A 22,600-nucleotide genomic window follows, 5' to 3' on the forward strand; every position below is an offset into this window, starting at 1 on the left:
AACGTGATCGATTCTAAAAACTTGGAGCATTGTTTCAGCAAAAACCGGTGCCCACTTTTTGCACAATGCTCTTGCATCAAAGGACAAGCGCGAAGGCGGCAGGCACATGGCGCGGCCGGTGCCAGGGTGCCAGGAAGACCGCGTCGGCGCGCAAATGATGGCTCGCGGCCCAGGGATTGCGCGAGAGCCAGTGCCTGATACGCCGCTCGACGAGGCGCTGCTTTTCCGGGGTGATCGCGATCATGGCGTCGTCGAGCCGGCCGCGCGCCTTGACCTCGACGAAGGCGATGGTGCGGCCGCGCTTCATCACGAGATCGATCTCGCCGCCCTTGCCGCCGAAACGCCGCTCCAGCAGGCGATAGCCCTTCGCCGTCAGCCAGAGGATGGCCAGCCATTCGGCGCGGCGCCCGGTCAGGCCGGAGCGGCGCGCCTTTCGGCTGCGCCCGCGCGGATCGGCGCCGGCCCTGCTCACGGATCGTCGCGGGTGAGTTCGAGCGCGCGCGCATAGACCTTGCGGCGCGGTTGGCCGGTTTCGGCCGCGACCTGCGCCACGGCCTCCTTCAGCGAGACCCTGGCCATGGCCGTGCGCAGGCGCTCGTCGATCGCCTCGTCGCTGGTGACGAGATCGGCGGCGCCGGGCGGGCCGATGATCACGACGATCTCGCCGCGCGCCTCTTCCTCGCCATCGTAATAGGCGGCGAGCTCGGGAAGCGTGCCGCGCCGAACCGTTTCGTAGAACTTGGTGAGCTCGCGCGCGACGGCGCCGAGCCGCGCGCCGAGCACGGCGGCGGCATCAGCCAGCATCTCGGCGAGGCGGCGGGGCGATTCGAAGAAGACCAGCGTGCCAGGTATGGCGGCGAGCTCGGTCAGGCGCGTGCGGCGCCCGCCCGATTTCGGCGGCAGGAAGCCTTCGAAGAAGAAGCGGTCGGTCGGCAGGCCGGCGAGCACCAAAGCCGCCAGCACGGCTGAGGGCCCGGGAATGCCGGTGACCGGCAGGCCCTCGGCCACCAGTTCGGCGACGAGCTTGTAGCCGGGATCGGAGACGAGCGGCGTGCCGGCATCGGAGATCAGGGCGAGCTTGCCGCCCTCGCGCAGCTTCGCCAGCACCTTCGGGCGCATCTGCGCGGCGTTGTGCTCGTGATAAGGCAGGAGCGGCGTCGATATCCCGTAATGCGCCAGCAGCGTCTTCGAGGTGCGGGTGTCCTCGGCCAGGATCGCGTCGGCAGCGGCGAGCGTCGCCAGCGCCCGAAAGGAGATGTCGCGGAGATTGCCGATCGGTGTCGCGACGATATGAAGGCCGGGCGCCAGCGGCTCGGCCTCGGCCTTCAGGCCGAAGGCGGTATAGCTGGGAGAACGGGCGGCGGCATCGGTCGACATCCGGTCACGCTGCCACAGCCGCACGGCCCGCGCCATGGCGTGGCGCGTTCGCGATCCTGCAACCCATAGTTAACAACTTGAAAATAGGCTTCCGGACTGGCACGAGAGGTCCGGGGGCACAACAGTTCCACAGGACCCATCGCCGGGCAGCGTCTCGCCGGCCCGGTCACGACTGGAGATCGCCCGTGTTTGTTCATCGGCACCTCGCACCGATCCTGCGGTTCAAGGCACGGGCCTTCGCCGTGATGCTGCCGCTCGCGCTCGCCGCCTGCGGCGGCGGCACCTCCGGGGTACCGGGCTTCGATTCGGGCGCGCCGTCTGCCGGCGGCGCCGCGCCGACCGGCCAGACCATCGGCACCGGCAAGGTCAGAGTCGGCATCATCCTGCCGCTGACGGCCGAGGGACAGGGCGCCGTCGTCGGCAATTCCCTGAAGAACGCCGCCGAGATGGCGCTGGCCGAGTTTCCGAACGCCGACCTGACCCTGCTGGTCAAGGACGATCGCGGCACGCCGGATGGCGCCCGCGCCGCCGCGCAGGAAGCCCTGTCGGAAGGGGCCGAATTGATCGTCGGCCCGCTCTTCGCGCCCTCCGTCCAGGCGGCCGGCCAGGTGGCGCGCGGCGCGAACAGGCCGGTCATCGCCTTCTCCAGCGATTCCAATGTCGCCTCGCGCGGCATCTACCTGCTCTCCTTCCCGCCCGAGAACGACGTCAACCGCGTGATCGGCTATGCCTCTCAGCAGGGCCGCAAGTCCTTCGCCGCGCTGGTGCCGGACACCGCCTATGGCAAGGTCGTCGAGGCCGCCTTCCAGCAGGCCGTGGCCAATCGCGGCGCGCGCGTCGCGGCGATCGAGCGCTTCAGCTCCGATCCGGCCGCGATGAAGGCCGCGATCCAGCGCCTGATGCCCTCGCTCGCGCAAGCCGATGCGCTGTTCGTGCCCGCCGCCGCCGACACGATGCCGACGCTCGGCCAGCTCCTGCAGGAGGCCGGCTACAACCCGGCCAAGGTCAAGCCGCTCGGCACCGGCGTCTGGAACGATGCGGGGATCGCGCGCGTGCCGGCGATCCAGGGCGGCTGGTTCGCCTCGCCCGATACCGCCGGGTTCAACGCCTTCGCCGGGCGCTACCAGCAGCGCTTCAACAGCGCGCCGACCCGCACCGCGACGCTGGCCTATGACGCGGTCTCGCTGGCGGCGGCGCTGGCGCGCACGCAAGGGTCGCAGCGCTTCTCGGAAGCCGTGCTGACCAATGGCTCGGGCTTCGCCGGGGCTGACGGCGTCTTCCGCTTCCGCCCGGACGGGCAGGTCGAGCGCGGGCTCGCGGTGCTGGAACTGCGCAACGGGCAGATCGTCACGATCAACGCCGCGCCGCGCGATCTCGGTTCGCGGTCGCAATAGGCGAGCCGGAAGGGCACCGTCATTCTCGGGCGTAGCGCAGCGCAGACCCGAGAATCTCTTCCGGAAGGAGGCTTCAAAGCCTTCTTGTCATGAGATGCTCGGGTCAAGCCCAGCATGACGGCTGAGAGCGATCAGCTCAGCGGGGCGTATTTCACCACGCAGCCATAGGCCTTGGTGCTGGCTTCCGAGACCGGCTTGCCGGCCTTGAGCTCGGCCACGGCCTGGCGGACATAGCTCTTGGCGCCTTCGAGGCTCGATGCCGCCGATGTCGGCTTGTCGTCGATCGCGCCCATATAGGCGAGCGTGCCCCTGGGATCGATGATGTACATGTGCGGCGTGGTCTGGGCGCCATAGGCCCGCGCCATCTTGCTGTTCGGGTCGAGCAGGATGCCGGCCGGAGCGGCGTTGCGCTGGACCGTCAGTTCCTTGGCCTTGGCGGCATCGACATGGCCCTGCTCGCCCTGCGGCGAGGAGATCACCGAGAGCCAGACCACGCCCTCCTTCGCCATGTCCTTCTGCAGATTCTGCATGGTCGCGCTGTTATAGTGCTTCCGGACATAGGGGCAGTCATGGTTGGTCCATTCGAGGATCACCGTCTTGCCGGCGAACTCCGAGAGATTGCGCGTCTTGCCCTCGACATCGACCGCCTGGAAGGCGGGAGCGGGCGCGCCGACCTTGGCCGCGCCCTGCGCAAAACCGGCGGCCGGGAAGGCGAGACCGGCGAGGGTAAGGCCGGCGATGAAAGTCTGTCTGGTCAGGCTTTGCATGTCTGTCTCCCTGGGTTGATGTCGAAAACCTATGGCAGTGCCGCCGTCTTCGCGTTGCGACCGGCCGCGCGCTCAGCCGCGGCGATCAGCCCGTCCACGGTGAGGAGCTGCGGCAGTATCTCGGCCTGCGCCTCCTTGCGGGCGGGGTAGAACAGATAGAGCGGCACGCCGGCCCGACCCTGCTCGGCGAGCGCACTGGCGATGCGGCTGTCGCGATTGGTCCAGTCGGCCTTGAGATAGACGACGCCGAGCTTCGCAAAGGCGTCCTTCACCTCCTGCCGGGAGAGCGCGACGCGCTCGTTGGCGATGCAGGTGATGCACCAGGCCGCGGTGAAATTGACGAAGACCGGCTTGCCCTGCGCCTGCAGGGCCGCCACCCGCTCGGGCGACCAGGCCTCGATATCGCCGGCCCGCGCCTCGGTGGCCGCGCCGGGAACGGCATTCTGCACGGTGAACCAGCCGGCGCCGAGCACGACGAGAGACGCCAGCGCCGAGCCGAAGACGCGACGCCCGGGAGAGCCGCGCGTCACGCCGACGAGCCAGACGGCGAAGCCCGCCGCCAGCACCGCGACCAAGGCGGCGAGCACGCCTTGCGGGCCGCTCTGCACCGAGGCGACCCAGATCAGCCAGATCGCGGTCGCGAACATCGGGAAGGCGAAGGTCTGTTTCAGCACCAGCATCCAGCGGCCGGGCTTCGGCAGCAGGCGCAGCAGGCCCGGCGCGAAGGACAACGCGACCACCGGCAGGGCGAAGCCGAGCGCCAGAGCCATGAAGACGGAGAGAGCGACGACCGGGGCCTGAGTCACCGCATAGCCCATCGCCGCGCCCATGAACGGCGCCGTGCAGGGCGTCGCGACCACGACCGCGAGAACGCCGGTCATGAAGGCGCCGAGGCGCCCACCCCGGCTCGCAAGGCCATCGCCAAGACCCGCTACGGAGGCGCCGATCTCGAAAGCGCCGAGCAGGTTCAGACCGATCAGCACCATGACCACCGCGAGCGCGATGACGAGCGGCGGGGACTGGAGCTGGAAACCCCAGCCGACGCTGCTGCCCAGCGCCCCCAAGGCGATCACCGCGCCGGCCAATACCATGAAGGTGACCAGCACGCCGCCGAGGAAGAGCAGGCCCTGCTCGCGAACCTCGGAGCGACTGCGATGCGCGAGCTGCGCGAAGCCGAGCGCCTTGATGAACAGCACCGGCAGGACGCAAGGCATCAGGTTGAGGATCAAACCGCCCGCAAAGGCGAAGGCGAGCGCCGCCCAGAGCGTCAGGTCAGCGCCCTCGGACGGCATGGGAATGCGGACGACGGCCGGACGGGCCTCAGGCGCGGCTGCTCCACCGGCCGCGATCAGGGCCGGATCGGCATCGGCGAGGAGGGTCACGGCCCTCGGCGCACCCGCCTCCGTGAAGGTGAGCACGCCTGAGACTTCAGGCTTGGCCAGCTTGAAGGCGCTCGAACGGGTCAGCGTCAGGGCGGGGTTGTCGCCGGCGGCGAAGGGCTGGTCGGCCGCATGCTCGATCAGCGTGTCCGAGAGGGGAAAGAAGCGCAGATCGGCGGCACCGGCCGGCAGGCCCGGCAGGTCGAGCACGAGCTTGCCGGCGTCGTCGCGCAGCCTGCCTCGGAAGGCGGCCGGCTTCGGCAAGGTCGCGATGGCGGCGTCGATCCGCGCCTCGGCGACTTCGTCGACCGCGCTCGCGGCGGCGACGGGCAGGTCGAGCGTGAAGGAGCCTTCCTCGGGAATGCAGATCTTCTCGCAGACGAGCCAGGTCGCCTCGGCCTTCAGCGCAAAATTCTCGCCGGGCCTGGCATCGGCCGGCACGGTGATCTCGAGCGGCAGCAGGATCGTGCCTTCGAAGCCGAAATTGACGAGCGGCTCGACCCGGATCGCCTTGGGCGCCGGCCACTGGATATCGCCGGCGGCCGCGCCGGCCGGCAGGTCCCATTTGATCTGGGTCGGCTCGCCGGAATCGCCGGGGTTCAGCCAATAGGTATGCCAGTGCGGCGCCAGCTTCTGAACGAGCGCCACCTTGAACCGCTCGCCGGGCGCGACCGCGTCGCGGCTCGACACCAGGGTCGCGGTGACGCGCGGCGAGCTGACGGCGGCGGATTCCGCGGCAAGCGCGAGGCCGGGCGCGAACAACCCCAGCACCAGAACCGCTCCACGCAGGAAACGCTTGCCGAAAAATCGCCGCATGATGCCGTCGCAATCCCTGATCACCCCGACCCCATGCCTCAATCCGCCCTCACCCGCCAATGACAAGGCAGTGAGGCGGGGTCCCGGCTATTCTGGGCGATATGCCCGCTGGAGGCAGCGCGCCATGATGTCGCCGTCCCTCGCAGCCGGCGGGATGCCCGTCGCGATCGGGGTTGTCCCGACCCGCCGCATCTTCCTGTTCGAGCGTTCAAGGCGCGGATGCCAACCACAAGGACGAACATGCGGGCCGTCAGTCAAATCGCAGCGCCATCCGTAACGAGACCGGCGTCGAGCCATCGTCCAGATCCCTGCCGAAAGCGAAGCGAGACTAACGCCCATTGACAGCGCATAAAAATATTATTCTATGTAAGCTGCCTTTTTCAACATAGCATGGCGATTTATTCTTCAAAATTCGGATATGAAGAATAAATTTCTCCACAAAGTGAGATTGAGAGAATGGACGCCATCGACCGCAAGATTCTGACCGTGCTTCAGGCGGACGCGAATATCTCGATCGCGGAGCTCGCCGACCGCGTCGGGCTCTCGCAGACCCCGTGCTGGAAGCGCATCCAGAAGCTGGAACAGGCCGGCGTGATCCTGAAGCGGGTCGCCCTGGTCGCGCCCGAGAAGATCGGGCTCGGCCTCACCGTCTTCGTCCAGATCGAGACGGCCGACCATTCCGGCCCCTGGCTAGAGAAATTCGCCCAGATGGTCGCCGCCATGCCCGAGGTGATGGAGTTTTACCGGATGGCGGGCGATGTCGACTACATGCTGCGCGTCGTCGTCGCCGACATGGCCGCCTATGACGGCTTCTACAAGAAACTGATCGAGACGATCCCGCTCAAGAACGTGACTTCGCGCTTCGCGATGGAGCGGATCAAGGCGACGACGGCCTATAAGGTGCCCGATCTCCCCCGCAACTAAAGCCATACCCGTTGCGAGCCCTCATCCTGAGGAGCGCTCCGCAGGAGCGCGTCTCGAAGGATGAGGGCTGCGATTGAATTCCCACTGCGCTTCCCAGCGCGGCACGGCAGATGCTACGTAACGGGCCGTTCGCCATTCGCGCTGCCCGAGGAGCCGCCTTGTCCGCTTCCCGCTCCGTTCTCCTGATCATCGGCGGCGGCATCGCCGCCTACAAGATGCTGGAGGTGATCCGCCGCTTGAAGGATCGCGGCATCGCCTCGCGCTGCATCGTGACCAAGGCCGGCGAGCAGTTCGTTACGCCGCTCACCGTCTCGTCGCTGGCAGGCGAGCGCTGCTTCACCGACCTGTTTTCGCTAACCGACGAGGCCGATATCGGCCATATCCAGCTTTCGCGCTCGACCGATCTCGTCGTGGTCGCGCCTGCCACCGCCGACCTGATCGCCAAGATGGCGAACGGGCATGCCGACGACCTCGCCTCGACCGCCCTGCTTGCGACTGACAAGCGCGTGCTGATCGCGCCGGCGATGAATCCGCGCATGTGGCAGCATCCGGCGACGCGACGGAACATGGCGCAGCTCGAAAAGGAAGGCGTGCTCGTCGTCGGTCCCAATGTCGGGGCGATGGCCGAGCGCGGCGAGAGCGGGCCGGGCCGCATGGCCGAGCCGCCGGAAATCCTCGCCGCGATCGAACTGGCGCTCGCCGGCGAAAAGCCCAACGCTCAGCGCGCCATCGGCTTCCTCGGCCGGCTGCCGGGCGGCGACCATGCGACGGGCTCTCTCTCCGGCCGGCATGTCCTGATCACGTCGGGGCCGACGCATGAGCCGATCGACCCCGTGCGTTACATCGCCAACCGCTCCTCCGGGAAGCAGGGCCATGCCATCGCAGCGGCCGCAGCCGCAGCCGGTGCGCGCGTGACGCTGGTGAGCGGGCCGGTGAGCCTGCCAGATCCGGCCGGGGTCGAGACCATCCATGTCGAATCGGCCCGCGAGATGCTTTCCGCCGTCGAGACGGCGCTGCCGGCCGATATCGCGATCTTCGCCGCCGCCGTCGCCGACTGGCGCGTGGCCGATGCGGCCTCCGACAAGCTGAAGAAGGACGGCAAGGCGCTGCCGCCGCTCTCCCTGGTCGAAAACCCCGACATCCTCGCAACGATCGCGCATCGCAGGAGCGGGCGCCCGCCATTGGTCGTCGGCTTCGCGGCGGAGACGCAGAACGTGATCGACTATGCCCGCGCCAAGCTCGCGAAGAAGGGCTGCGACCTGATCGTCGCCAATGATGTCGGCGGCACCGGCGTGATGGGTGGCGACGCCAATACCGTGCATCTGGTGACCACGACGGGCGTCGAGACCTGGCCGACCCTGCCGAAGGGCGAGGTCGCGGCCCGGCTTGTCGCTCATATCGCCGGGCTGGCACCGGCCCGGCAGACGGATTGACGATGGCCACTGTCCTGTTGCAGCGCCTGCCGCATGGCGCCGACCTGCCCTTGCCGGCCTATGAGACGGAAGGCGCGGCCGGGCTCGACCTGCGCGCCGCTATCGCCAAGAGCGTGACGCTGGCGCCCGGAGAGCGCGTGCTCGTGCCGACCGGCCTCGCGATGCAACTGCCCGAGGGATTCGAGGGGCAGGTGCGGCCGCGCTCGGGATTGGCGCTGCGCCATGGCGTCACCGTCCTCAATGCGCCTGGCACGGTCGACAGCGACTATCGCGGCGAGGTCTCGGTTGTCCTGATCAACCATGGCAGCGAGACTTTCACGGTCACGCGCGGCGACCGCATCGCCCAACTCGTCGTCGCTCCTGTCGCCCATGCCCGGCTTTCGGAGGTCGGGACGCTCGGCGAAACCGCGCGCGGCGCCGGGGGCTACGGCTCGACCGGCGTCAGCGGTGGCGCCAACGCGGGAGGCCGGCCATGATCCTGCTCTCGCGCCGCAGCCTGCTCGCCATCGCCGCCGTGGTCGATATCGCGCTGCATGCAAGGCCGCAGCCGGTCGCGGCCAAGCTGCTGGCCGCACGCCATGCCCTGCCGCCGCGCCATCTCGAAACCCTGCTGCAGACGCTGGTGCGCGTCGGCATCCTCAAGGGGGTGCGCGGGCCGCGCGGCGGCTACGAGCTCGCGCGCGAGCGCCGCAAGATCACGGCCGGCGATATCGCGCGGGCCGCAATGCAGGAGGCGATCGAGGAGGGGCTTGGGCCCGAGCCGCAATCGCGACTCGTCGACGAGGTGATCGGGCCCGAGGTTGCGCAGGCCTCGGCGGCCTTCCTGGCCGCGCTCGACACGGTCACGGTCGAGGAACTGTGCCGGAGGGCGCAGGCTAAATCCGTCTTCGAGCTCGATGCGAAAGCTGATTTCACAATCTAATTATGTTATTTATTTCTTTTTATCGACAGTCTCTGTGAATTGATCTAGCGTCACGCCTGAACGGTCTCTCGTCCAGAGGAGTCATGTCATGGCCGAAGCACAGAAGACAAAGGCGCCCGGACGCGGACGCATCTACAACTCAATCACCGACACGATTGGCGACACCCCGCTGGTCAAGCTCAACCGGCTGCCGGCCGAGCGCGGCGTCAAGGCGACCATCCTCGCCAAGCTCGAGTTCTTCAACCCGATCTCGAGCGTGAAGGACCGGATCGGCGTCAACATGATCGATGCGCTGGAAGCCTCCGGCGCGCTCAAGCCCGGCGGCACGCTGATCGAGCCGACCTCGGGCAATACCGGCATCGCGCTGGCCTTCGTCGCGGCGGCGCGCGGCTATCGCCTGATCCTGGTCATGCCCGAGACGATGTCGCTGGAGCGGCGCAAGATGCTCGCCCTGCTCGGTGCCGAGCTGGTGCTGACGCCCGGCCCCGGCGGCATGCGCGGCGCCGTCGCCAAGGCCGAGGAGCTCAAGGCCGAGATCCCCGGCGCGATCATCCCGCAGCAGTTCGAGAACCCGCATAATCCCGAGATCCATCGCAAGACCACGGCGGAGGAGATCTGGAACGATACCAATGGCGCGGTCGACATCGTCATCTCCGGCGTCGGCACCGGCGGCACAATCACCGGCGTCGGCCAGGTGCTGAAGGCGCGCAAAGCGAGCGTGAAGATGGTCGCGGTCGAGCCGGAGGATTCCCCCGTCCTGTCCGGCGGCCAGGCCGGTCCGCACAAGATCCAGGGCATCGGCGCCGGCTTCGTACCGGGCATCCTCGATCGCGGAATCATCGACGAGGTCGTCACCGTAGGCAACCAGACGGCCTTCGAGACGGCCCGCGCGCTCGCCAGGAGCGAGGGCATCCCGGCCGGCATCTCGTCGGGTGCTGCCGTCGCGGCGGCGCTCGAAGTCGGCGCCAAGCCGGAGAATGCCGGCAAGACCATCGTGGTGATCATTCCCTCCTTCGCCGAGCGCTACATCTCCAGCGCCCTGTTCGAGGGTCTGTGACCGCAGCGGCCATCCAGATCGTCCGGCTGGCCGACAGCCTGCCGGACGATTTCGAGGCCTTGCGCCAGGAAGCGAGCGCGGAAAGCTACCGCTTCGTCGAGGGGCTGCGCGAGGAATGGCTCGCCGGCCATTATGGCGGAGCGGACGAGCGCTTCGTCACCTTCGCCGCCTTTCATGAGGGCGAGCTCGCCGGCATCGGCGCCTTGACGCCCGACCCTTACGACGCGGCGCCCGATCTGCTGCGCGTCCGGCATGTCTATGTCCGGCCGCTGCATCGTGGCGCCGGTATCGGGCGCGTGCTCGCCGCCGCGCTGATCCAGCAGGGGCTCGATCTTGCGCCGCGGCTGTCATTGCGCGCGGCCGATCCGCGCGCAAGCGCCTTCTGGGAGGCGAACGGCTTCGCGCCGGACACGGGCGGAACCCGCCGCTCGCACCTACTGACGCGCTGAACAGCAGCCCGTCATTCTCGGGCGAAGCGCAGCGCAGACCCGAGAATCTTATGACAAGAAGGCCCTGGTTTCCGAGATGCTCGGGTCAAGCCCGAGCATGACGGCCGTATTATCCGCGCACCAGAACCATCCGGTTGTTCCAGGGGTCGGTGACCGTCGGCACGCCCTCGGCCTCACTGCCGCCGGCCGCCAGAACGCGCTGGCGCATCGCCGCGAAACCGGCTTCGTCGCGCGCGACCAGCTCGAAGCGATCGAGCCCGGCCTCGCCCGGCTGGCGCGGGCCGGCGCCGCGGCTGCCCCAGATATTGCCGGCGATATGATGGTGATACCCGCCGCTGGAGAGGAAGCTCGCGCCGGGATAATGCACCATCAGGTCGAAGCCGAGCAGATCGCGATAGAAGGCTTCGGCGGCCTGCGTATCGCCGACGCGCAGATGGATATGGCCCATCCCCGTGCTCTCGGGCATGCCGGCATAGGCCGCCTCGTCGGCCTCGCCCAGGAGCTTGTCGAGATCGAGCCGCTCGGTCGCCATGGCGATGCTGCCATCGGGTTTGCGCGGCCATTCCGCGCGCTTGCGGTCGCGATAGATCTCGATGCCGTTGCCTTCGGGATCGGAAAGATAGAGCGCCTCGCTGACGAGATGGTCGGAAGCGCCTTCGAGCGGGATGCGCGTGACCGCGGCATGCCTCAGCCAGTTGGCGAGATCGCGCCTGGACGGCAGCAGGATGGCGAGATGGAACAGGCCGGTGGTGGAGGTCGGCCGCGTCGCGCCAGCTTCCAGACGAACCAGCACGCGCCCGCCGATGCCGAGATCGGCGCTCGCCGCGTCCTGCCGGAGCAGGCGCAGCCCGATCGCGTCGCGGTAATAGGCGGTCATGGCGGGGAGATCATGCGTCCGCAGCGTCACCGCACCGATGAAGACCGGCGCCTTGTGGGCTTCGAGAGTGGCGGCTGAGGCCGCCCGTTCGATCGTTGCGACCATGGGAAATCCTTTCGCGGCGGCCGAGCCGGCCACAGCATCAAGATGGCGCTTCCAACTGCTCTTGTCGCCCGGCCGGCCGGCAAGGCCGCGATTGCATGGCTGCAATGAAGCGGCTCAGCCGGGGCGGGGGCGGTCGATGGCGAAATGGCGGAACCAGCGCTTCTCCCGCCCTTCGACCAGCAACCCGATCAGGCGGGAAGCCATGAAGCTGAAGGTGATGCCGTTGCCGCCATAGCCATAGGCCGCGAGCAGGCGCGGATGGCCGGGCACCCGCCCGATCAGGGGCAGGCCGTCCTCGGTCTGACCGAAGGCGCCGGACCAGGCGTGATCGAGAGCGAGCCTTGCTTGCGGAATCAGCGCGTGCAGGCGCGCCTGCAAGGCCTTCGTTTTCTCGGGGCCGAGCGCCTCGCGCCGGTCGGGATCGTCGAAATCCTCGTCCTCGCCGCCGAAGACGATGCGGCCATCCGCAGTCGTACGGCAGTAGCAATAATCCTCCGCAGCCTCCCAGACGAGAGCGGGGCCGGACCAGAGCGCCTGCGGTGCTTGCGGCACCGTCGCGATCGCCCAGCTTGAGGCGACGCGATGCAGGTCGTCGCTGACGATATCGGGCATGGCATAGCCGGTCGCGAGCACGACGCTGCCGGCCTCGACCACGTGCCCGCTCGCGAGCGTGACGGCAGCCGAACGGCCGGCGCCGTCGAAGCCGACGGCCTCGTCGCGGAGCAGCCGCGCCCCACGCTGCGCAGAGACTCCGAGAAGCCCGTGGCAGAGGCTCAGCGGATCGGCTTCGGCGGAGCCCGGCGAGACAATGGCCGCCGCGCGGTCGAAACCGAAGGCCTCCAGCAGGGCGGCATGCTCGACGAAGCTGCCGGGCAAGCCCGCCCGCTCGCGTAGGCCGGCCTCGGCCAGAAGCTCACGGGGGCCGCTTTCGCCCGCGGCGAAATAGACGGTCTGGCGAGGGGAGAAACCGCACGTCAAGGTGAGATCGCCGACCAGACGGCGCAGGCCTTCGACGGCCTGGAAACTCAATCGGTAGACCTCCGCCGCAGCGGCAAAGCCGTAGAGCGCCGCGAGCTCCGAGAGCTTGAGGTCAATCTCCCATTGCAGCATCGCGGTCGAGGCCGCCGTGCTGCCAAAGCCTTCGCGCTCGCGGTCGATCAGGACGACATCACGGCCCATCGCCGTCAGGTGCTCGGCAACCAAAGCCCCCGTGATGCCGCCGCCGACGATCGCGACATCGCAGCGGATGTCGGCTTCGAGCACCCCGCCAGTGGGGCGCTGCAGAGCCGGGCGCCACGGCCCCTTGCCGGTACGCAGATCCTCGTGGCGCGTATGTTCCGCGTCGAGCATCACTCCGCCCTTGCCGGGCCGACCCGGTCGGCCATGGTGGCGCCACGCTCGCCGAGCGGCTTCGGCCGCCCGGTCGTGGTGTCATGGGCGGTCTGGTGCTCCAGCTCGGCATTGAGCTCGGCCCCGGCCAGAACGATCGTGGCCGAGAGCCAGAGCCAAGTCATGAACACGACGACGGTCGCGAGCGAGCCATAGGCGGCCGTGTAGTTGCCGAGCGTCGAGACATACCAGGAGAATGCATAGGACGCGGCGCCCCAGAACAGCGCGGCGGCGATGGCGCCGGGCATCACCCAGACGAAGCGCATCCGCTCGCGGCTCGGGCCGATCCAGTAGAGAACCGCGATCGAAAGCGTCGCCATGACGAAGAAGGAGGGCCAGCGGACGAGCCGGATCAGGCGCTCAAGCTCGGAATGGAAGGGGAAGAGCGCGGTCACCACCGGCAGACTGGCGATGGCGATGAGAGCGGCGACGAGCAGGACGACGCCGCTGATAGTGGTCAGAAGCGAGATCGCGTTGAGCTTCAGGAAGCTGCGCTTCTCGCCCTCGCGATAGATGATGTTGAGCGCGTCGAAGATCGCCTTGACCGCGGCGTTGGCAGACCACATCGCGACGCCCAGGCTGATCCAGAAGGTCAGGGACAGACTTGCGCCCGACTGGGTCGAGAGCCGCATCGCCTGCTCATGGATCAGCTCGCGAGCGGCCTCCGGGAACATGGTCGTGATCCCATCGAGCTGTTCGGCGATGGTCGCGGGATCGGTGAAATAGCGGTAGATCGTGACCAGTAGGGACAAGGCCGGCACAAGCGAGAGCAGGGTGAAGAACGCGACCGCGCCGGCGAGCGAAATCAGGCGATTGTCGGCAACATTGCCGATGAAGCGCAGCAGCACGTCCTTCCAGCCGAGCCATGTCATCTGCAGCGGCGTCCTGGCCAGCCGGCCGCGCACGACCTCCTGCCTGCGCCGCCCGAGCTTGTCGGAGATCATCCCCGACAGATAACCCAGAGCGACCCCGATCCCGGCCGCGCCCGTGACCCGTTTGAGGAAAGCCATATCCGGATTCACGCTCCGCCCGCTATTGCCATCGCAGCTTGAGGGCAACCGGCTTCGGCCGCAATCGTTCCGGCATGACCGCATCCGGAAGGCGGCTTAGCCGATTGTTAACCTTAATGCTTCGTTATGACCGGGCGCCGCCGCAAGCGGCTGGCGCTTCCCCATGGCGCGGAAAGCCCGATGAAGAAGCTGCTCAGAACCGGCCTGACGGGCCTCGCGATCCTGCTGTCGGGCGCGGCCTCTGCGGCCGACCTGCGCAAGATCGCCCTGCCGCCGGCTCCGGAACTGCCGGCGTTCTATTCCTGGACCGGCTTCTATGCGGGCGTCCAGGGCGGCTATGCCTGGGGTGACAGCCGCGTGCGGATCGCTGGCGCCTTCGCGCCCGTCAGCTTCCGCGTCGGCGCGGATTCGGCTTTCGGCGGCGCCCATGCCGGCTTCAACTACCAGCTCGGCGGCATCGTCCTCGGTATCGAGGGCGATGTCGAAGCCTTGAACAGCCGCAGCCGCTTCGATGGGATCGGCCTCTCCGGCCGCGTCAGCCAGGACTGGCAGGCTTCGGCGCGCGCGCGTCTCGGCCTCGCCTTCGACCGCTGGATGGTCTACGGCACCGGCGGCGCCTCCTTCACCGAATACGAGCGGCGCGTCTTTGCGCCCGGTGCCGGATTCGGCGAGCGGCTGACCAGCGCCCGGACCGGCTGGAATCTCGGCGCCGGCGTCAATTTCGCCTTCACCGACCACCTGATCCTCGGCGCCGAATACCGCTACACCGATTTCGGGCGGAACCGTTTCGCCAGTTCCGGCGCCTTCCCGGGCCTGACCGGCTCGCAGGAATTGTCGAGCCACAGCGCCCGCGCCAGCGTCGCCTACAAGTTCTGAAGACGCCCCGGCTTGGCCGTCATGCTCGGGCTTGGCCCGAGCATCTCGTGACGCGGAGGCTCCGGTACCTCTTCCGGGCTGAGATTCTCGGATCAAGCCCGGGAATGACGCGAAGGTGTCAGAACCCCGTGCGCTGGCGGATTGCGGCGGCCAGCGTGCCGTCGTCGAGATAATCGAGCTCGCCTCCAACAGGCACGCCATGGGCGAGCTTGGTCACCTTGACCGGCAGATGCGCCAGGAGATCGGTGATGAAATGCGCCGTGGTCTGGCCGTCCACCGTGGCGTTGAGCGCGAGGATGACCTCCTTCACCACCGGATCGGAGGCCCGCGCCACCAGTGCGTCGAGCGAGAGATGCTCAGGGCGCACGCCGTCGAGCGCCGAGAGCACGCCGCCCAGCACATGGTAGCGGCCGGAGACCGCGCCCGAGCGCTCCAGCGCCCAGAGATCGGAGATGTCGGCGACGACGACGATCAGCCCGTCGTCACGGCGCGGATCGGTGCAGAGGCCGCAGGGGTCGCTGGTATCGACATTGCCGCAGCGGGCGCAGACGACAATGCGCTCGCGCGCCACCGCCATCGCCTCGGAGAGCGGGCCGAGCAACTGCTCGCGCTTCTTGACGAGATGCAGCGCGGCGCGCCTTGCCGAGCGCGGCCCGAGCCCCGGCAGCTTGGCCAGGAGCTGGATCAGCCTTTCGATCTCGGGACCGGCAATGGCGCGGGACATGGCGCTACCTTGTCATTGCGGGGCGGCCGCAGGCCGAACCCGGAAGCCACGACGGGGCGAGCCTTTCAAGGGAGCCCCCGGTCGGGACAGCCCAGTCGTGGGTTCCGGGTTCTTCGCTTCGCGAAGCCCCGGAATGACAAAGGGCGGCGCTGGTCGCGATCAAAACAGCTTCATGCCCGGCGGGATCGGCAGGCCCTTGGTGATCTCGGCCATGCGCTCCTGCATGACGCGCTCGCCGCGGGTGCGGGCGTCGTTGGCGGCGGCGACGATCAGGTCCTCGAGGATCTCGCGCTCGTCCGGCACCATCAAGCTGGGATCGATCTTGACGCCTTTGAGCGCGCCCTTGGCCGTCATCGTCACCGTGACCATGCCGCCGCCGGCGCCGCCCTCGACCTCGATATTGTCGAGTTCGGCCTGCATGTCGGCCATCTTCTGCTGCATCTGCTGTGCCTGCTTCATCAGGCCCATCATGTCGCGCATCGAAAATCCTCCTCGGAATCGTCAGAAATCGATGCCGTCGAAATCCGGCTCGGAATCATCGAACAGGGGCTCGGCATCGGGCAGGTATTCGTCTTCGGCCGGCATGGACGCCGCCGCCTCGGCCGCCGCTATAGCGCGGGGATCGCGGACATCGACGATGCGCGCGCCGGGGAAACGCTCCAGCACCGCCTTGACGGCGGGGTGGGCCGCCGCATCGGTCTCGCGCTGGTCCTTCGCAGCCGCCGCCTGCTCCCGCATGGTGGCGCCGCCCTCCTCATTGACGACGGCGACCATCCAGGTCTGGCCGGTCCATTCCTTGAGGCGGCGGGACAGGTCCTGCGCGAGGGTGCGGGAAGCGCCCTCAGCCAGCGAGAACTCGATGCGGCCGGGCTCGAAGCGCACAGGCCGGATATCGCGCTCCAGCGCGATCTTGAGCGTGATGTCCCGGTGCTGCGAGGCGAGCGCGACGACATCCTCCAGCGTCGCGACGATCGCCATCGGCGCGGCCACGGCACGCGCGACCGGAGCCGGCGCGGGATTGGCGCTGGCGAGGATCGGGCGGGCAACGAGCGCGGTATTGCCGCCGCCGGAGGGCGGGCGCGGCATGCCACCGCCGTTCCCGTTGCCGGCGGGGACGGAGCCCATGCCGTCGCGCAGCATCTTCAGCGCTTCGTCCGGTGTCGGCAGGTCGGCGGCATGGGCGAGGCGGACGAGCACCATCTCGGCGGCCATCACCGGCCGGTCGGCCTGCTTCACCTCGGCAATGCCCTTGAGCAGCATCTGCCAGGTGCGGGCGAGGATGCGGACCGAGAGGCGCTGGGCGAAATCGCCGCCGCGCACGCGCTCGGCCTGGGCGAGGCTGTTATCCTTCACCGCCTCGGGCACGAGCTTGAGGCGCGTAACCAGGTGGGTGAACTCGGCGAGGTCGTTGAGCACCACGACCGGATCGGCGCCGGCGTCGTATTGCGCCCGCAATTCGCCGAGCGCGGCGGCGATATCGCCCTTCATCACGGCTTCGAAGAGGTCGATGACGCGGGCCCGGTCGGCAAGGCCGAGCATCGAGCGGATATCGTCGAGCGTGATGCGGCCGGCCGCATGGGCGATGGCCTGGTCGAGGATCGAGAGGGAGTCGCGCACCGAGCCCTCGGCGGCGCGGGCGACGGCGGCCAATGCCTCCTGCTCGGCATCGACGCTCTCGGCCCGACAGATAGTGGCGAGGTGATCGACCAGCACGTCGGATTCGACGCGGCGCAGGTCGAAGCGCTGGCAGCGCGAGAGCACGGTGATCGGCACCTTGCGGATTTCCGTCGTCGCGAAGATGAACTTCGCATGCGGCGGCGGCTCCTCCAGCGTCTTCAGGAAGGCGTTGAAGGCGCCGGTCGAGAGCATGTGCACCTCGTCGACGATATAGACTTTGTAGCGGGCCGAGACCGGCGCGTAGCGCACGGCGTCGTTGATCTGGCGGATATTGTCGACGCTGTTGTTGGAGGCGGCGTCGATCTCCATCACGTCGATATGGCGGCCCTCGATGATCTCGCGGCAATGGATGCCGAATTCGCGGAGATCGGTGGTCGGGCCGCCCTGCCCGTCCGGCGTCTGGAAATTCAGCGCGCGCGCCAGGATGCGGGCTGTCGTGGTCTTGCCAACGCCGCGCACGCCGGTCAGCATCCAGGCTTGCGGAATGCGGCCGGCCGCGAAGGCGTTGGTCAGCGTGCGCACCATCGCTTCCTGGCCGATCAGGTCGCCGAAATGCGCCGGGCGATATTTTCGCGCGAGCACGCGGTAGGGCGCGGGCGCGCCATTGGCAGCCGGCGGCGGCGCGGGCACCGGATCGAAACCGGCGAATCCCGGTTCGTCAGCAGAGGCGGCGTCGATCGGGTCGGTCATGGAGATGGTTTCGCCAATCGGGAGGCGAGGGTCAATGGCGCCGCGCCGGCTCCGTGCTTCGGTCCGACGCTTTATCGGGCGCATGAGGTGGGAGGCTGGACGAAGACCCGTTCGGTCTCGTTAGGGCTGCTTCCTTCCGGACCTGACCCGGTTGGCGAGTGAGACGTCCCTCGCCAACCTCCCGCCCGCTATATCGGGGATGTCTCGAAGAATCGCAAGCCGCCATCGAAAGACCGCGAAGCTTCGTCGCAGCCGGTGCCACATCCGCCAGTTTGGCGTTGACTTGGTGTCGTCCATCCGTCATAAGCCCGCCACCTGCGCAGCCGAAAGGCGGCGCCGACCCTTATCGCATGACAGGCTCGGTTGGCCATGCTTTCCCTGGGAAAGCCGCGGCCGTCGTGCTCATAAAGGCCCCGGAGACGGACCGTGAAGAGAACCTATCAACCCAGCAAGCTGGTTCGCAAGCGCCGCCACGGCTATCGCGCCCGCATGGCGACCAAGGGTGGCCGCAAGGTCATCGCCGCTCGCCGCGCCCACGGCCGCAAGCGCCTGTCGGCCTGACGAGCGCTGGCGCGTGACGATAGCGCGCCGGTTTCGGAAGACAGGCCAATCGCCATGCGCCTCGCCCGTCTGACGCAACGCAAAGAATTCCTGGCGGCGGCCGAGCACGGCCGCCGTTTTCGTTCGCCCGCCTTCATGGCGCAGGTGCGCGACGCCGCGCCCGACGAGCCCCGCAAGGACGGCGAACCCGTGGCCTTGAGGCTCGGCCTCACCGCCTCGCGCAAGACCGGCAATGCCGTGAAGCGCAACCGCATCCGCCGGCGCCTGCGCGAAGCGGCCAAGCAGGCGCTCACGAGCCAGGCCGAACGGCCCTGCGACCTCGTGATCGTCGCGCGCTCCGAGGTGCTGACCGCGCGATTCAGGACGCTCGTCGCCGATCTTTCGATTGCCATCGAGCGGGCAAAGCCTCACAAGCCGCATGCCGACAGGCGCCGCCCGCCCTCCAAGCGCGGCACGCCTTCGCAAGCCTGACCCGCCAGCGCCCCTACCGGACCAAGCGAGATCCGTTTCCGACCATGATGAAAGAAGACAACCGCAATCTGCTTCTCGCGATCGTCATGTCCGTGGTCGTGCTGCTCGGCTGGCAGTTCTTCTACGGCGTGCCGCAGATGGAAAAGCAGAAGCAGGCCGCGCAACAGGCCCAGCAGGCCCAGAGCCAGCAGGCTCCCGCCGCATCCGGCTCCGCTCCCGCGCCCTCCACGCCCGGCCAGCCGGCAAGCTCCGCCGCGCCCGGCAGCGCTGCCCCGCAGCAGATCGGCACCCGCGAGCAGGCGCTGGCCGCAAGCGCCCGCGTCAAGATCGACACGCCCAAGATCGCCGGCTCGCTCTCGCTGACCGGTGCGCGCATCGACGACGTCTCGCTCAAGGCTTATCGCGAGACCGTCGACCCGAAGAGCGCGAACATCGTCCTGCTCTCGCCGCTCGGCGGGCCGAACGCCTATTATTCCGATTTCGGCTGGGTCGCGGCGCCCGGCACGACCGTGCCGCTGCCGAATGCGACGACGGTCTGGACGGCCGACAGCCAGGTGCTGACCCCGGCCAAGCCGGTGACGCTGAGCTGGGACAACGGCCAGGGCCTGACCTTCAAGCGCATCGTCAGCGTCGACGACAACGCCATGTTCACGATCCGCGACGAGGTCGAGAACAAGGGCGCGGGCGCCGTCACGCTGTTCCCCTACGGCCAGGTCGTTCGGCACGGCAAGCCGCATACGCTGGGCTATTACGTGCTGCACGAGGGCCTCGTCGGTAATCTCGGCGAGCAGGGCCTGCAGGAATACACCTACGACAAGCTCGACAAGGAACCGCTGCTTTCGCCGGGCACGACCGGCAAGACCTGGAAGGACGCGGTCGGCGGCTTCGTCGGGATCACCGACAAGTACTGGGCCGCCGCGGTCATTCCGGACCAGCAGCGCAAATACGAGGGCCGCTATTCCTCGGTCCAGACCGGCACCGGCCATACCTACCAGGCCGATTTCCTCGGCGAGGGCGTCGCGGTCGCGCCGGGCGCCACGGCCGCCTCGAACGCCCGGCTCTTCGCCGGCGCCAAGGAAGTCGCGGCCATCGACGGCTATGAGAAGAATCTCGGCATCAAGCGCTTCGAGCTGCTGATCGACTGGGGCTGGTTCTATTTCATCACCAAACCGCTCTTCTTCGTGCTCGACTGGATCTATAAGCACATCGGCAATTTCGGCGTCGCGATCCTGATCGTCACGGTGCTGCTCAAGGGGCTGTTCTTCCCGCTCGCCAACAAGTCCTACGCCTCGATGGCGAAGATGAAGGCGCTGCAGCCGGAGATGACGGCGATCCGCGAGCGCTATGCCGACGACAAGATGAAGCAGCAGCAGGCTCTGATGGAGCTGTACAAGACGCAGAAGATCAACCCGGTCGCCGGCTGCTGGCCGGTGCTGCTGCAGATCCCGGTGTTCTTCGCGCTCTACAAGATTCTGTTCATCACCATCGAGATGCGGCACGCGCCGTTCTTCGGCTGGATCCACGATCTCGCGGCTCCCGATCCGACGAACCTGTTCAACCTGTTCGGCGCACTGCCCTTCACCCCGCCGGCCTTCCTGCATCTCGGCCTGTGGCCGATCATCATGGGCATCACGATGTTCATCCAGATGAAGATGAACCCGGAGCCGCCGGACCCGGTGCAGAAGATGATGTTCACCTGGATGCCGGTGTTCTTTACCTTCCTGCTCGGCTCGTTCCCGGCCGGCCTGGTGATCTACTGGAGCTGGAACAACCTGCTCTCGGTCATCCAGCAGGGCTACATCATGAAGAAGCACGGGGTGAAGATCGAGCTGTTCGACAACCTCAAGGGCATGTTCGGCAAAAAGCCGGCAGCCGCGGGCGGCGCGCCCAACCCCGCCAACAGCAACAAGAAGTGAGTGATCGAAGGGCGGGGTTTCCCGCCCTTCGCTTTTGAAGGCCGCCCCGATGCCATTGCCCGATCCGAGCACGCGCCACCCGATCCCCGGCTGGAAGGGCACGGCCTTCCTGAAGGCGGTGGTCGACCATCCGCTGATCGCGGTCGGCGATTACAGCTACTATGACGACTCGCGCGGGCCGGAGCATTTCGTCGCGCGCTGCGTGCGCTATCATTTCGACTTCATCGGCGACCGCTTGATCATCGGGAAATTCGTCGCGATCGCGCAGGCGGCGCAGTTCATCATGAACGGCGCCAACCACCCGATCGGCGGGTTCTCGACCTTCCCCTTCCAGATGTTCGGCCTCGGCGACCCCGAGAGCCTGAAGCGGCCCGGCCCGAACAACCGCGGCGACATGGTGATCGGCAACGATGTCTGGATCGGGCGCGAGGCGGTGATCATGCCGGGCGTGACCATCGGCGATGGCGCGATCATCGGCACGCGGGCGCAGGTGACCAAGGACGTGCCGGCTTATGCCGTGGTCGCCGGCAATACCGGCCGGATCGTCAAGATGCGCTTTGCGCCGGAGATCGTCGCCGAGCTGCTGGCGATCCGCTGGTGGGACTGGGACGCCGACAGGATCGCGCGTCATGTCGACGCGATCCAGGGCGCCGATATCGACGCGCTCCGTCGGGCCGTGTAGGCAGGGCGCCATGACCACATCGACGACCAAGCCCTATGACGCCGAGGAGATCGAGGCCGCCCGCAAGCTCTTCGAGGGCCCGTGGGATTTCGTCTGGGCCTCGACCAGGATCGACGACCTGCCGCCGATGGTCGGCCAGGAGATCGCCTTCGCCGGGCGCTCCAATGTCGGCAAGTCGAGCCTGATCAACGGGCTGACGCGGCGCAACGCGCTGGCGCGGACCTCGCATACGCCCGGCCGGACGCAGCAGCTCAATTTCTTCCGCCAGGTCGACCATGACGAGCGGCTGACCATCGTCGACATGCCCGGCTACGGCTATGCCGCCGTCGGCAAGGAGAAGGTCGCGGCCTGGACCCGGCTGATCCACGAATACCTGCGCGGCCGCTCCAACCTGATGCGCGTCTATGTGCTGATCGACGCCCGCCACGGCATCAAGGATGTCGACGGCGCCGTGCTGGAGACCCTCGACAAGGCCGCCGTGTCCTATCAGGTCGTGCTGACCAAGGGCGACGCCCTGAAGAAGGCCGACCAGCAGTTCATGACCGAAGCGACCTTCGACGAGATCAAGCGCCGCCCGGCCGCCTTCCCCGAGGTCCTGCTGACCTCCAGCGAGACGGGCATGGGTATCCCCGAATTCCGTGCCGCGATCGGCCGCGTGCTGGCGGAGCACGGCTGAGCTGCCATGACTGCGACGCGCATCCATCTGGCCCTTGCCGCCCTGATGGGCTTCGCCGGCGTCGCGCTTCTGGCGGCGGCGGCCCATGTCGCGATCGATCCCGGCCACGTCCAGACGGCCGGCCAGATGCTGCTGTTCCATGCCTCGGTCGTCATCGGCGCCACCGCGGCCCGCAAGGGCGGGCATCTCCAGGATGCATTGGCGCGAATCGCGCTCTCGGCGATCATCATCGGCGCCTGCCTGTTCGCGGCCGACCTCGCCCGGCGCGGTTTTGGCGGCGCGGCGCTGTTTCCGCGCGCGGCGCCGACCGGCGGCTGGTTCATGCTCGGCGGCTGGCTCGGGCTGGCCGTCGCCGCCGTGACGGCGAAGCGCAGCTGAACGCTGCCCGGCCCTGCCGAAAACCGCATTTCCCTTTCCCGGCCGATGCT

The 22,600-nt window shown here is 68.0% G+C and carries 24 protein-coding genes and 1 other RNA gene; 14 read left to right on the top strand and 11 right to left on the bottom strand.

Annotation, left to right across the window (positions count from 1 at the left end):
- Positions 1–76: 76 nt before the first annotated feature.
- Together OCUBac02_RS00845 and rsmI are read right to left on the bottom strand one after the other, a co-directional pair.
- Positions 77–472: a YraN family protein gene (locus tag OCUBac02_RS00845; RefSeq protein ID WP_173043098.1), complete on the bottom strand. Its 396-nt coding sequence runs from the start codon at positions 470–472 to the stop codon at positions 77–79.
- Positions 469–1,377 (bottom strand): 16S rRNA (cytidine(1402)-2'-O)-methyltransferase, encoded by a 909-nt coding sequence (rsmI, locus tag OCUBac02_RS00850; protein WP_173049207.1) that lies wholly within the window; start codon positions 1,375–1,377, stop codon positions 469–471. Before rsmI ends, OCUBac02_RS00845 begins: the two co-directional genes overlap by 4 nt.
- Positions 1,378–1,562: 185 nt before the next feature.
- Here rsmI and OCUBac02_RS00855 point away from each other — a divergent pair, with 185 nt between their 5' ends.
- The gene (locus OCUBac02_RS00855; protein WP_244639052.1) at positions 1,563–2,771 is read left to right on the top strand and encodes a penicillin-binding protein activator; all 1,209 of its coding nucleotides are present in this window, start codon (positions 1,563–1,565) and stop codon (positions 2,769–2,771) included.
- 131 nt (positions 2,772–2,902) lie between these two features.
- Here OCUBac02_RS00855 and OCUBac02_RS00860 read toward each other — a convergent pair whose 3' ends face one another.
- Both OCUBac02_RS00860 and OCUBac02_RS00865 read right to left on the bottom strand, forming a co-directional pair.
- The gene (locus tag OCUBac02_RS00860; RefSeq protein WP_173043099.1) at positions 2,903–3,538 is read right to left on the bottom strand and encodes a thioredoxin family protein; all 636 of its coding nucleotides are present in this window, start codon (positions 3,536–3,538) and stop codon (positions 2,903–2,905) included.
- 29 nt (positions 3,539–3,567) lie between these two features.
- Positions 3,568–5,733 (bottom strand): protein-disulfide reductase DsbD family protein, encoded by a 2,166-nt coding sequence (locus OCUBac02_RS00865; protein ID WP_173043100.1) that lies wholly within the window; start codon positions 5,731–5,733, stop codon positions 3,568–3,570.
- Positions 5,734–6,189: 456 nt separating this feature from the next.
- Between OCUBac02_RS00865 and OCUBac02_RS00870 the strand changes: the two genes are divergently transcribed.
- From OCUBac02_RS00870 to OCUBac02_RS00895, 6 genes are all read left to right on the top strand, one after another.
- A complete protein-coding gene (locus OCUBac02_RS00870) occupies positions 6,190–6,657 on the top strand; it encodes an Lrp/AsnC family transcriptional regulator (protein WP_052232492.1) in 468 nt (155 codons plus the stop codon).
- Between the two features lie 110 nt (positions 6,658–6,767).
- Complete coding sequence (locus OCUBac02_RS00875; protein WP_173043101.1) at positions 6,768–8,090, top strand: phosphopantothenoylcysteine decarboxylase domain-containing protein; 1,323 nt, start codon at positions 6,768–6,770, stop codon at positions 8,088–8,090.
- Between the two features lie 2 nt (positions 8,091–8,092).
- Positions 8,093–8,566 (top strand): dUTP diphosphatase, encoded by a 474-nt coding sequence (dut, locus tag OCUBac02_RS00880; protein ID WP_173043102.1) that lies wholly within the window; start codon positions 8,093–8,095, stop codon positions 8,564–8,566.
- Positions 8,563–9,012 (top strand): RrF2 family transcriptional regulator, encoded by a 450-nt coding sequence (locus OCUBac02_RS00885; RefSeq protein WP_047582228.1) that lies wholly within the window; start codon positions 8,563–8,565, stop codon positions 9,010–9,012. Before dut ends, OCUBac02_RS00885 begins: the two co-directional genes overlap by 4 nt.
- Positions 9,013–9,100: 88 nt before the next feature.
- On the top strand, positions 9,101–10,069 hold the full coding sequence (gene cysK / locus OCUBac02_RS00890) for a cysteine synthase A (protein ID WP_173043103.1): 969 nt from the start codon (positions 9,101–9,103) through the stop codon (positions 10,067–10,069).
- Complete coding sequence (locus OCUBac02_RS00895) at positions 10,066–10,518, top strand: GNAT family N-acetyltransferase (protein WP_173043104.1); 453 nt, start codon at positions 10,066–10,068, stop codon at positions 10,516–10,518. The genes cysK and OCUBac02_RS00895 overlap by 4 nt, the downstream gene beginning before the upstream one ends.
- Before the next feature lie 109 nt (positions 10,519–10,627).
- Here the strand turns inward: OCUBac02_RS00895 and OCUBac02_RS00900 are convergent, their stop codons facing one another.
- The 3 genes from OCUBac02_RS00900 to OCUBac02_RS00910 form a co-directional block, all read right to left on the bottom strand.
- Positions 10,628–11,500 (bottom strand): VOC family protein, encoded by an 873-nt coding sequence (locus OCUBac02_RS00900; protein ID WP_173043105.1) that lies wholly within the window; start codon positions 11,498–11,500, stop codon positions 10,628–10,630.
- Between the two features lie 114 nt (positions 11,501–11,614).
- On the bottom strand, positions 11,615–12,850 hold the full coding sequence (locus tag OCUBac02_RS00905; RefSeq protein WP_173043106.1) for an NAD(P)/FAD-dependent oxidoreductase: 1,236 nt from the start codon (positions 12,848–12,850) through the stop codon (positions 11,615–11,617).
- Entirely contained in the window at positions 12,850–13,899 is a 1,050-nt protein-coding gene (locus OCUBac02_RS00910; protein ID WP_047572611.1) for a YihY/virulence factor BrkB family protein, read from the bottom strand. The genes OCUBac02_RS00905 and OCUBac02_RS00910 overlap by 1 nt, the downstream gene beginning before the upstream one ends.
- Positions 13,900–14,079: 180 nt before the next feature.
- On the opposite strand from OCUBac02_RS00910, the gene OCUBac02_RS00915 reads away from it, so the two are divergent.
- A complete protein-coding gene (locus OCUBac02_RS00915) occupies positions 14,080–14,775 on the top strand; it encodes an outer membrane protein (RefSeq protein WP_173043107.1) in 696 nt (231 codons plus the stop codon).
- Between the two features lie 118 nt (positions 14,776–14,893).
- On the opposite strand, the gene recR is transcribed toward OCUBac02_RS00915, so the two are convergent.
- The 4 genes from recR to ffs all read right to left on the bottom strand — a co-directional run bounded on the left by recR (position 14,894) and on the right by ffs (position 18,049).
- Positions 14,894–15,499 carry a recombination mediator RecR gene (gene recR, locus OCUBac02_RS00920; RefSeq protein ID WP_047572608.1) on the bottom strand — a complete coding sequence of 202 codons (606 nt, stop codon included), beginning with the start codon at positions 15,497–15,499 and terminating at the stop codon, positions 14,894–14,896.
- Positions 15,500–15,658: 159 nt separating this feature from the next.
- Positions 15,659–15,979, bottom strand: coding sequence for a YbaB/EbfC family nucleoid-associated protein (locus OCUBac02_RS00925; RefSeq protein ID WP_047572605.1), 321 nt, complete (start codon positions 15,977–15,979; stop codon positions 15,659–15,661).
- Positions 15,980–16,000: 21 nt separating this feature from the next.
- Positions 16,001–17,866 (bottom strand): DNA polymerase III subunit gamma/tau, encoded by a 1,866-nt coding sequence (locus tag OCUBac02_RS00930; RefSeq protein WP_173043108.1) that lies wholly within the window; start codon positions 17,864–17,866, stop codon positions 16,001–16,003.
- Between the two features lie 86 nt (positions 17,867–17,952).
- An RNA gene (gene ffs / locus OCUBac02_RS00935) (signal recognition particle sRNA small type) lies at positions 17,953–18,049 on the bottom strand.
- A 243-nt stretch (positions 18,050–18,292) separates the two neighbouring features.
- Between ffs and rpmH the strand changes: the two genes are divergently transcribed.
- From rpmH to OCUBac02_RS00965, 6 genes are read left to right on the top strand one after another with little or no spacing between them, the layout of a single operon-like run.
- Entirely contained in the window at positions 18,293–18,427 is a 135-nt protein-coding gene (gene rpmH, locus OCUBac02_RS00940; RefSeq protein WP_038364779.1) for a 50S ribosomal protein L34, read from the top strand.
- A gap of 54 nt (positions 18,428–18,481) precedes the next feature.
- Complete coding sequence (rnpA, locus tag OCUBac02_RS00945) at positions 18,482–18,898, top strand: ribonuclease P protein component (RefSeq protein WP_173043109.1); 417 nt, start codon at positions 18,482–18,484, stop codon at positions 18,896–18,898.
- A 47-nt stretch (positions 18,899–18,945) separates the two neighbouring features.
- Entirely contained in the window at positions 18,946–20,814 is a 1,869-nt protein-coding gene (gene yidC / locus OCUBac02_RS00950) for a membrane protein insertase YidC (protein WP_173049210.1), read from the top strand.
- A gap of 34 nt (positions 20,815–20,848) precedes the next feature.
- Positions 20,849–21,496: a CatB-related O-acetyltransferase gene (locus OCUBac02_RS00955; protein WP_465247747.1), complete on the top strand. Its 648-nt coding sequence runs from the start codon at positions 20,849–20,851 to the stop codon at positions 21,494–21,496.
- A 10-nt stretch (positions 21,497–21,506) separates the two neighbouring features.
- Positions 21,507–22,172, top strand: a complete 666-nt coding sequence (gene yihA / locus OCUBac02_RS00960; RefSeq protein ID WP_047578647.1) for a ribosome biogenesis GTP-binding protein YihA/YsxC — start codon at positions 21,507–21,509, stop codon at positions 22,170–22,172.
- Between the two features lie 6 nt (positions 22,173–22,178).
- On the top strand, positions 22,179–22,550 hold the full coding sequence (locus tag OCUBac02_RS00965) for a DUF423 domain-containing protein (protein ID WP_173043111.1): 372 nt from the start codon (positions 22,179–22,181) through the stop codon (positions 22,548–22,550).
- Positions 22,551–22,600 lie beyond the last annotated feature (50 nt).

The organism is Bosea sp. ANAM02, from assembly GCF_011764485.1.
In the GTDB taxonomy this organism is placed as follows: Bacteria; Pseudomonadota; Alphaproteobacteria; order Rhizobiales; family Beijerinckiaceae; genus Allobosea.

What these genes read in the sequence shown, in the direction of transcription:
- rsmI (WP_173049207.1), bottom strand. Translation starts at nt 1,377, where the DNA reads ATGTCGACCGATGCCGCCGCCCGTTCTCCCAGCTATACCGCCTTCGGC.
- OCUBac02_RS00860 (WP_173043099.1), bottom strand. Translation starts at nt 3,538, where the DNA reads ATGCAAAGCCTGACCAGACAGACTTTCATCGCCGGCCTTACCCTCGCC.
- OCUBac02_RS00865 (WP_173043100.1), bottom strand. Translation starts at nt 5,733, where the DNA reads ATGCGGCGATTTTTCGGCAAGCGTTTCCTGCGTGGAGCGGTTCTGGTG.
- OCUBac02_RS00870 (WP_052232492.1), top strand. Translation starts at nt 6,190, where the DNA reads ATGGACGCCATCGACCGCAAGATTCTGACCGTGCTTCAGGCGGACGCG.
- OCUBac02_RS00875 (WP_173043101.1), top strand. Translation starts at nt 6,768, where the DNA reads ATGCTACGTAACGGGCCGTTCGCCATTCGCGCTGCCCGAGGAGCCGCC.
- dut (WP_173043102.1), top strand. Translation starts at nt 8,093, where the DNA reads ATGGCCACTGTCCTGTTGCAGCGCCTGCCGCATGGCGCCGACCTGCCC.
- OCUBac02_RS00885 (WP_047582228.1), top strand. Translation starts at nt 8,563, where the DNA reads ATGATCCTGCTCTCGCGCCGCAGCCTGCTCGCCATCGCCGCCGTGGTC.
- cysK (WP_173043103.1), top strand. Translation starts at nt 9,101, where the DNA reads ATGGCCGAAGCACAGAAGACAAAGGCGCCCGGACGCGGACGCATCTAC.
- OCUBac02_RS00900 (WP_173043105.1), bottom strand. Translation starts at nt 11,500, where the DNA reads ATGGTCGCAACGATCGAACGGGCGGCCTCAGCCGCCACTCTCGAAGCC.
- OCUBac02_RS00905 (WP_173043106.1), bottom strand. Translation starts at nt 12,850, where the DNA reads ATGCTCGACGCGGAACATACGCGCCACGAGGATCTGCGTACCGGCAAG.
- OCUBac02_RS00910 (WP_047572611.1), bottom strand. Translation starts at nt 13,899, where the DNA reads ATGGCTTTCCTCAAACGGGTCACGGGCGCGGCCGGGATCGGGGTCGCT.
- OCUBac02_RS00915 (WP_173043107.1), top strand. Translation starts at nt 14,080, where the DNA reads ATGAAGAAGCTGCTCAGAACCGGCCTGACGGGCCTCGCGATCCTGCTG.
- recR (WP_047572608.1), bottom strand. Translation starts at nt 15,499, where the DNA reads ATGTCCCGCGCCATTGCCGGTCCCGAGATCGAAAGGCTGATCCAGCTC.
- OCUBac02_RS00925 (WP_047572605.1), bottom strand. Translation starts at nt 15,979, where the DNA reads ATGCGCGACATGATGGGCCTGATGAAGCAGGCACAGCAGATGCAGCAG.
- OCUBac02_RS00930 (WP_173043108.1), bottom strand. Translation starts at nt 17,866, where the DNA reads ATGACCGACCCGATCGACGCCGCCTCTGCTGACGAACCGGGATTCGCC.
- rnpA (WP_173043109.1), top strand. Translation starts at nt 18,482, where the DNA reads ATGCGCCTCGCCCGTCTGACGCAACGCAAAGAATTCCTGGCGGCGGCC.
- yidC (WP_173049210.1), top strand. Translation starts at nt 18,946, where the DNA reads ATGAAAGAAGACAACCGCAATCTGCTTCTCGCGATCGTCATGTCCGTG.
- yihA (WP_047578647.1), top strand. Translation starts at nt 21,507, where the DNA reads ATGACCACATCGACGACCAAGCCCTATGACGCCGAGGAGATCGAGGCC.
- OCUBac02_RS00965 (WP_173043111.1), top strand. Translation starts at nt 22,179, where the DNA reads ATGACTGCGACGCGCATCCATCTGGCCCTTGCCGCCCTGATGGGCTTC.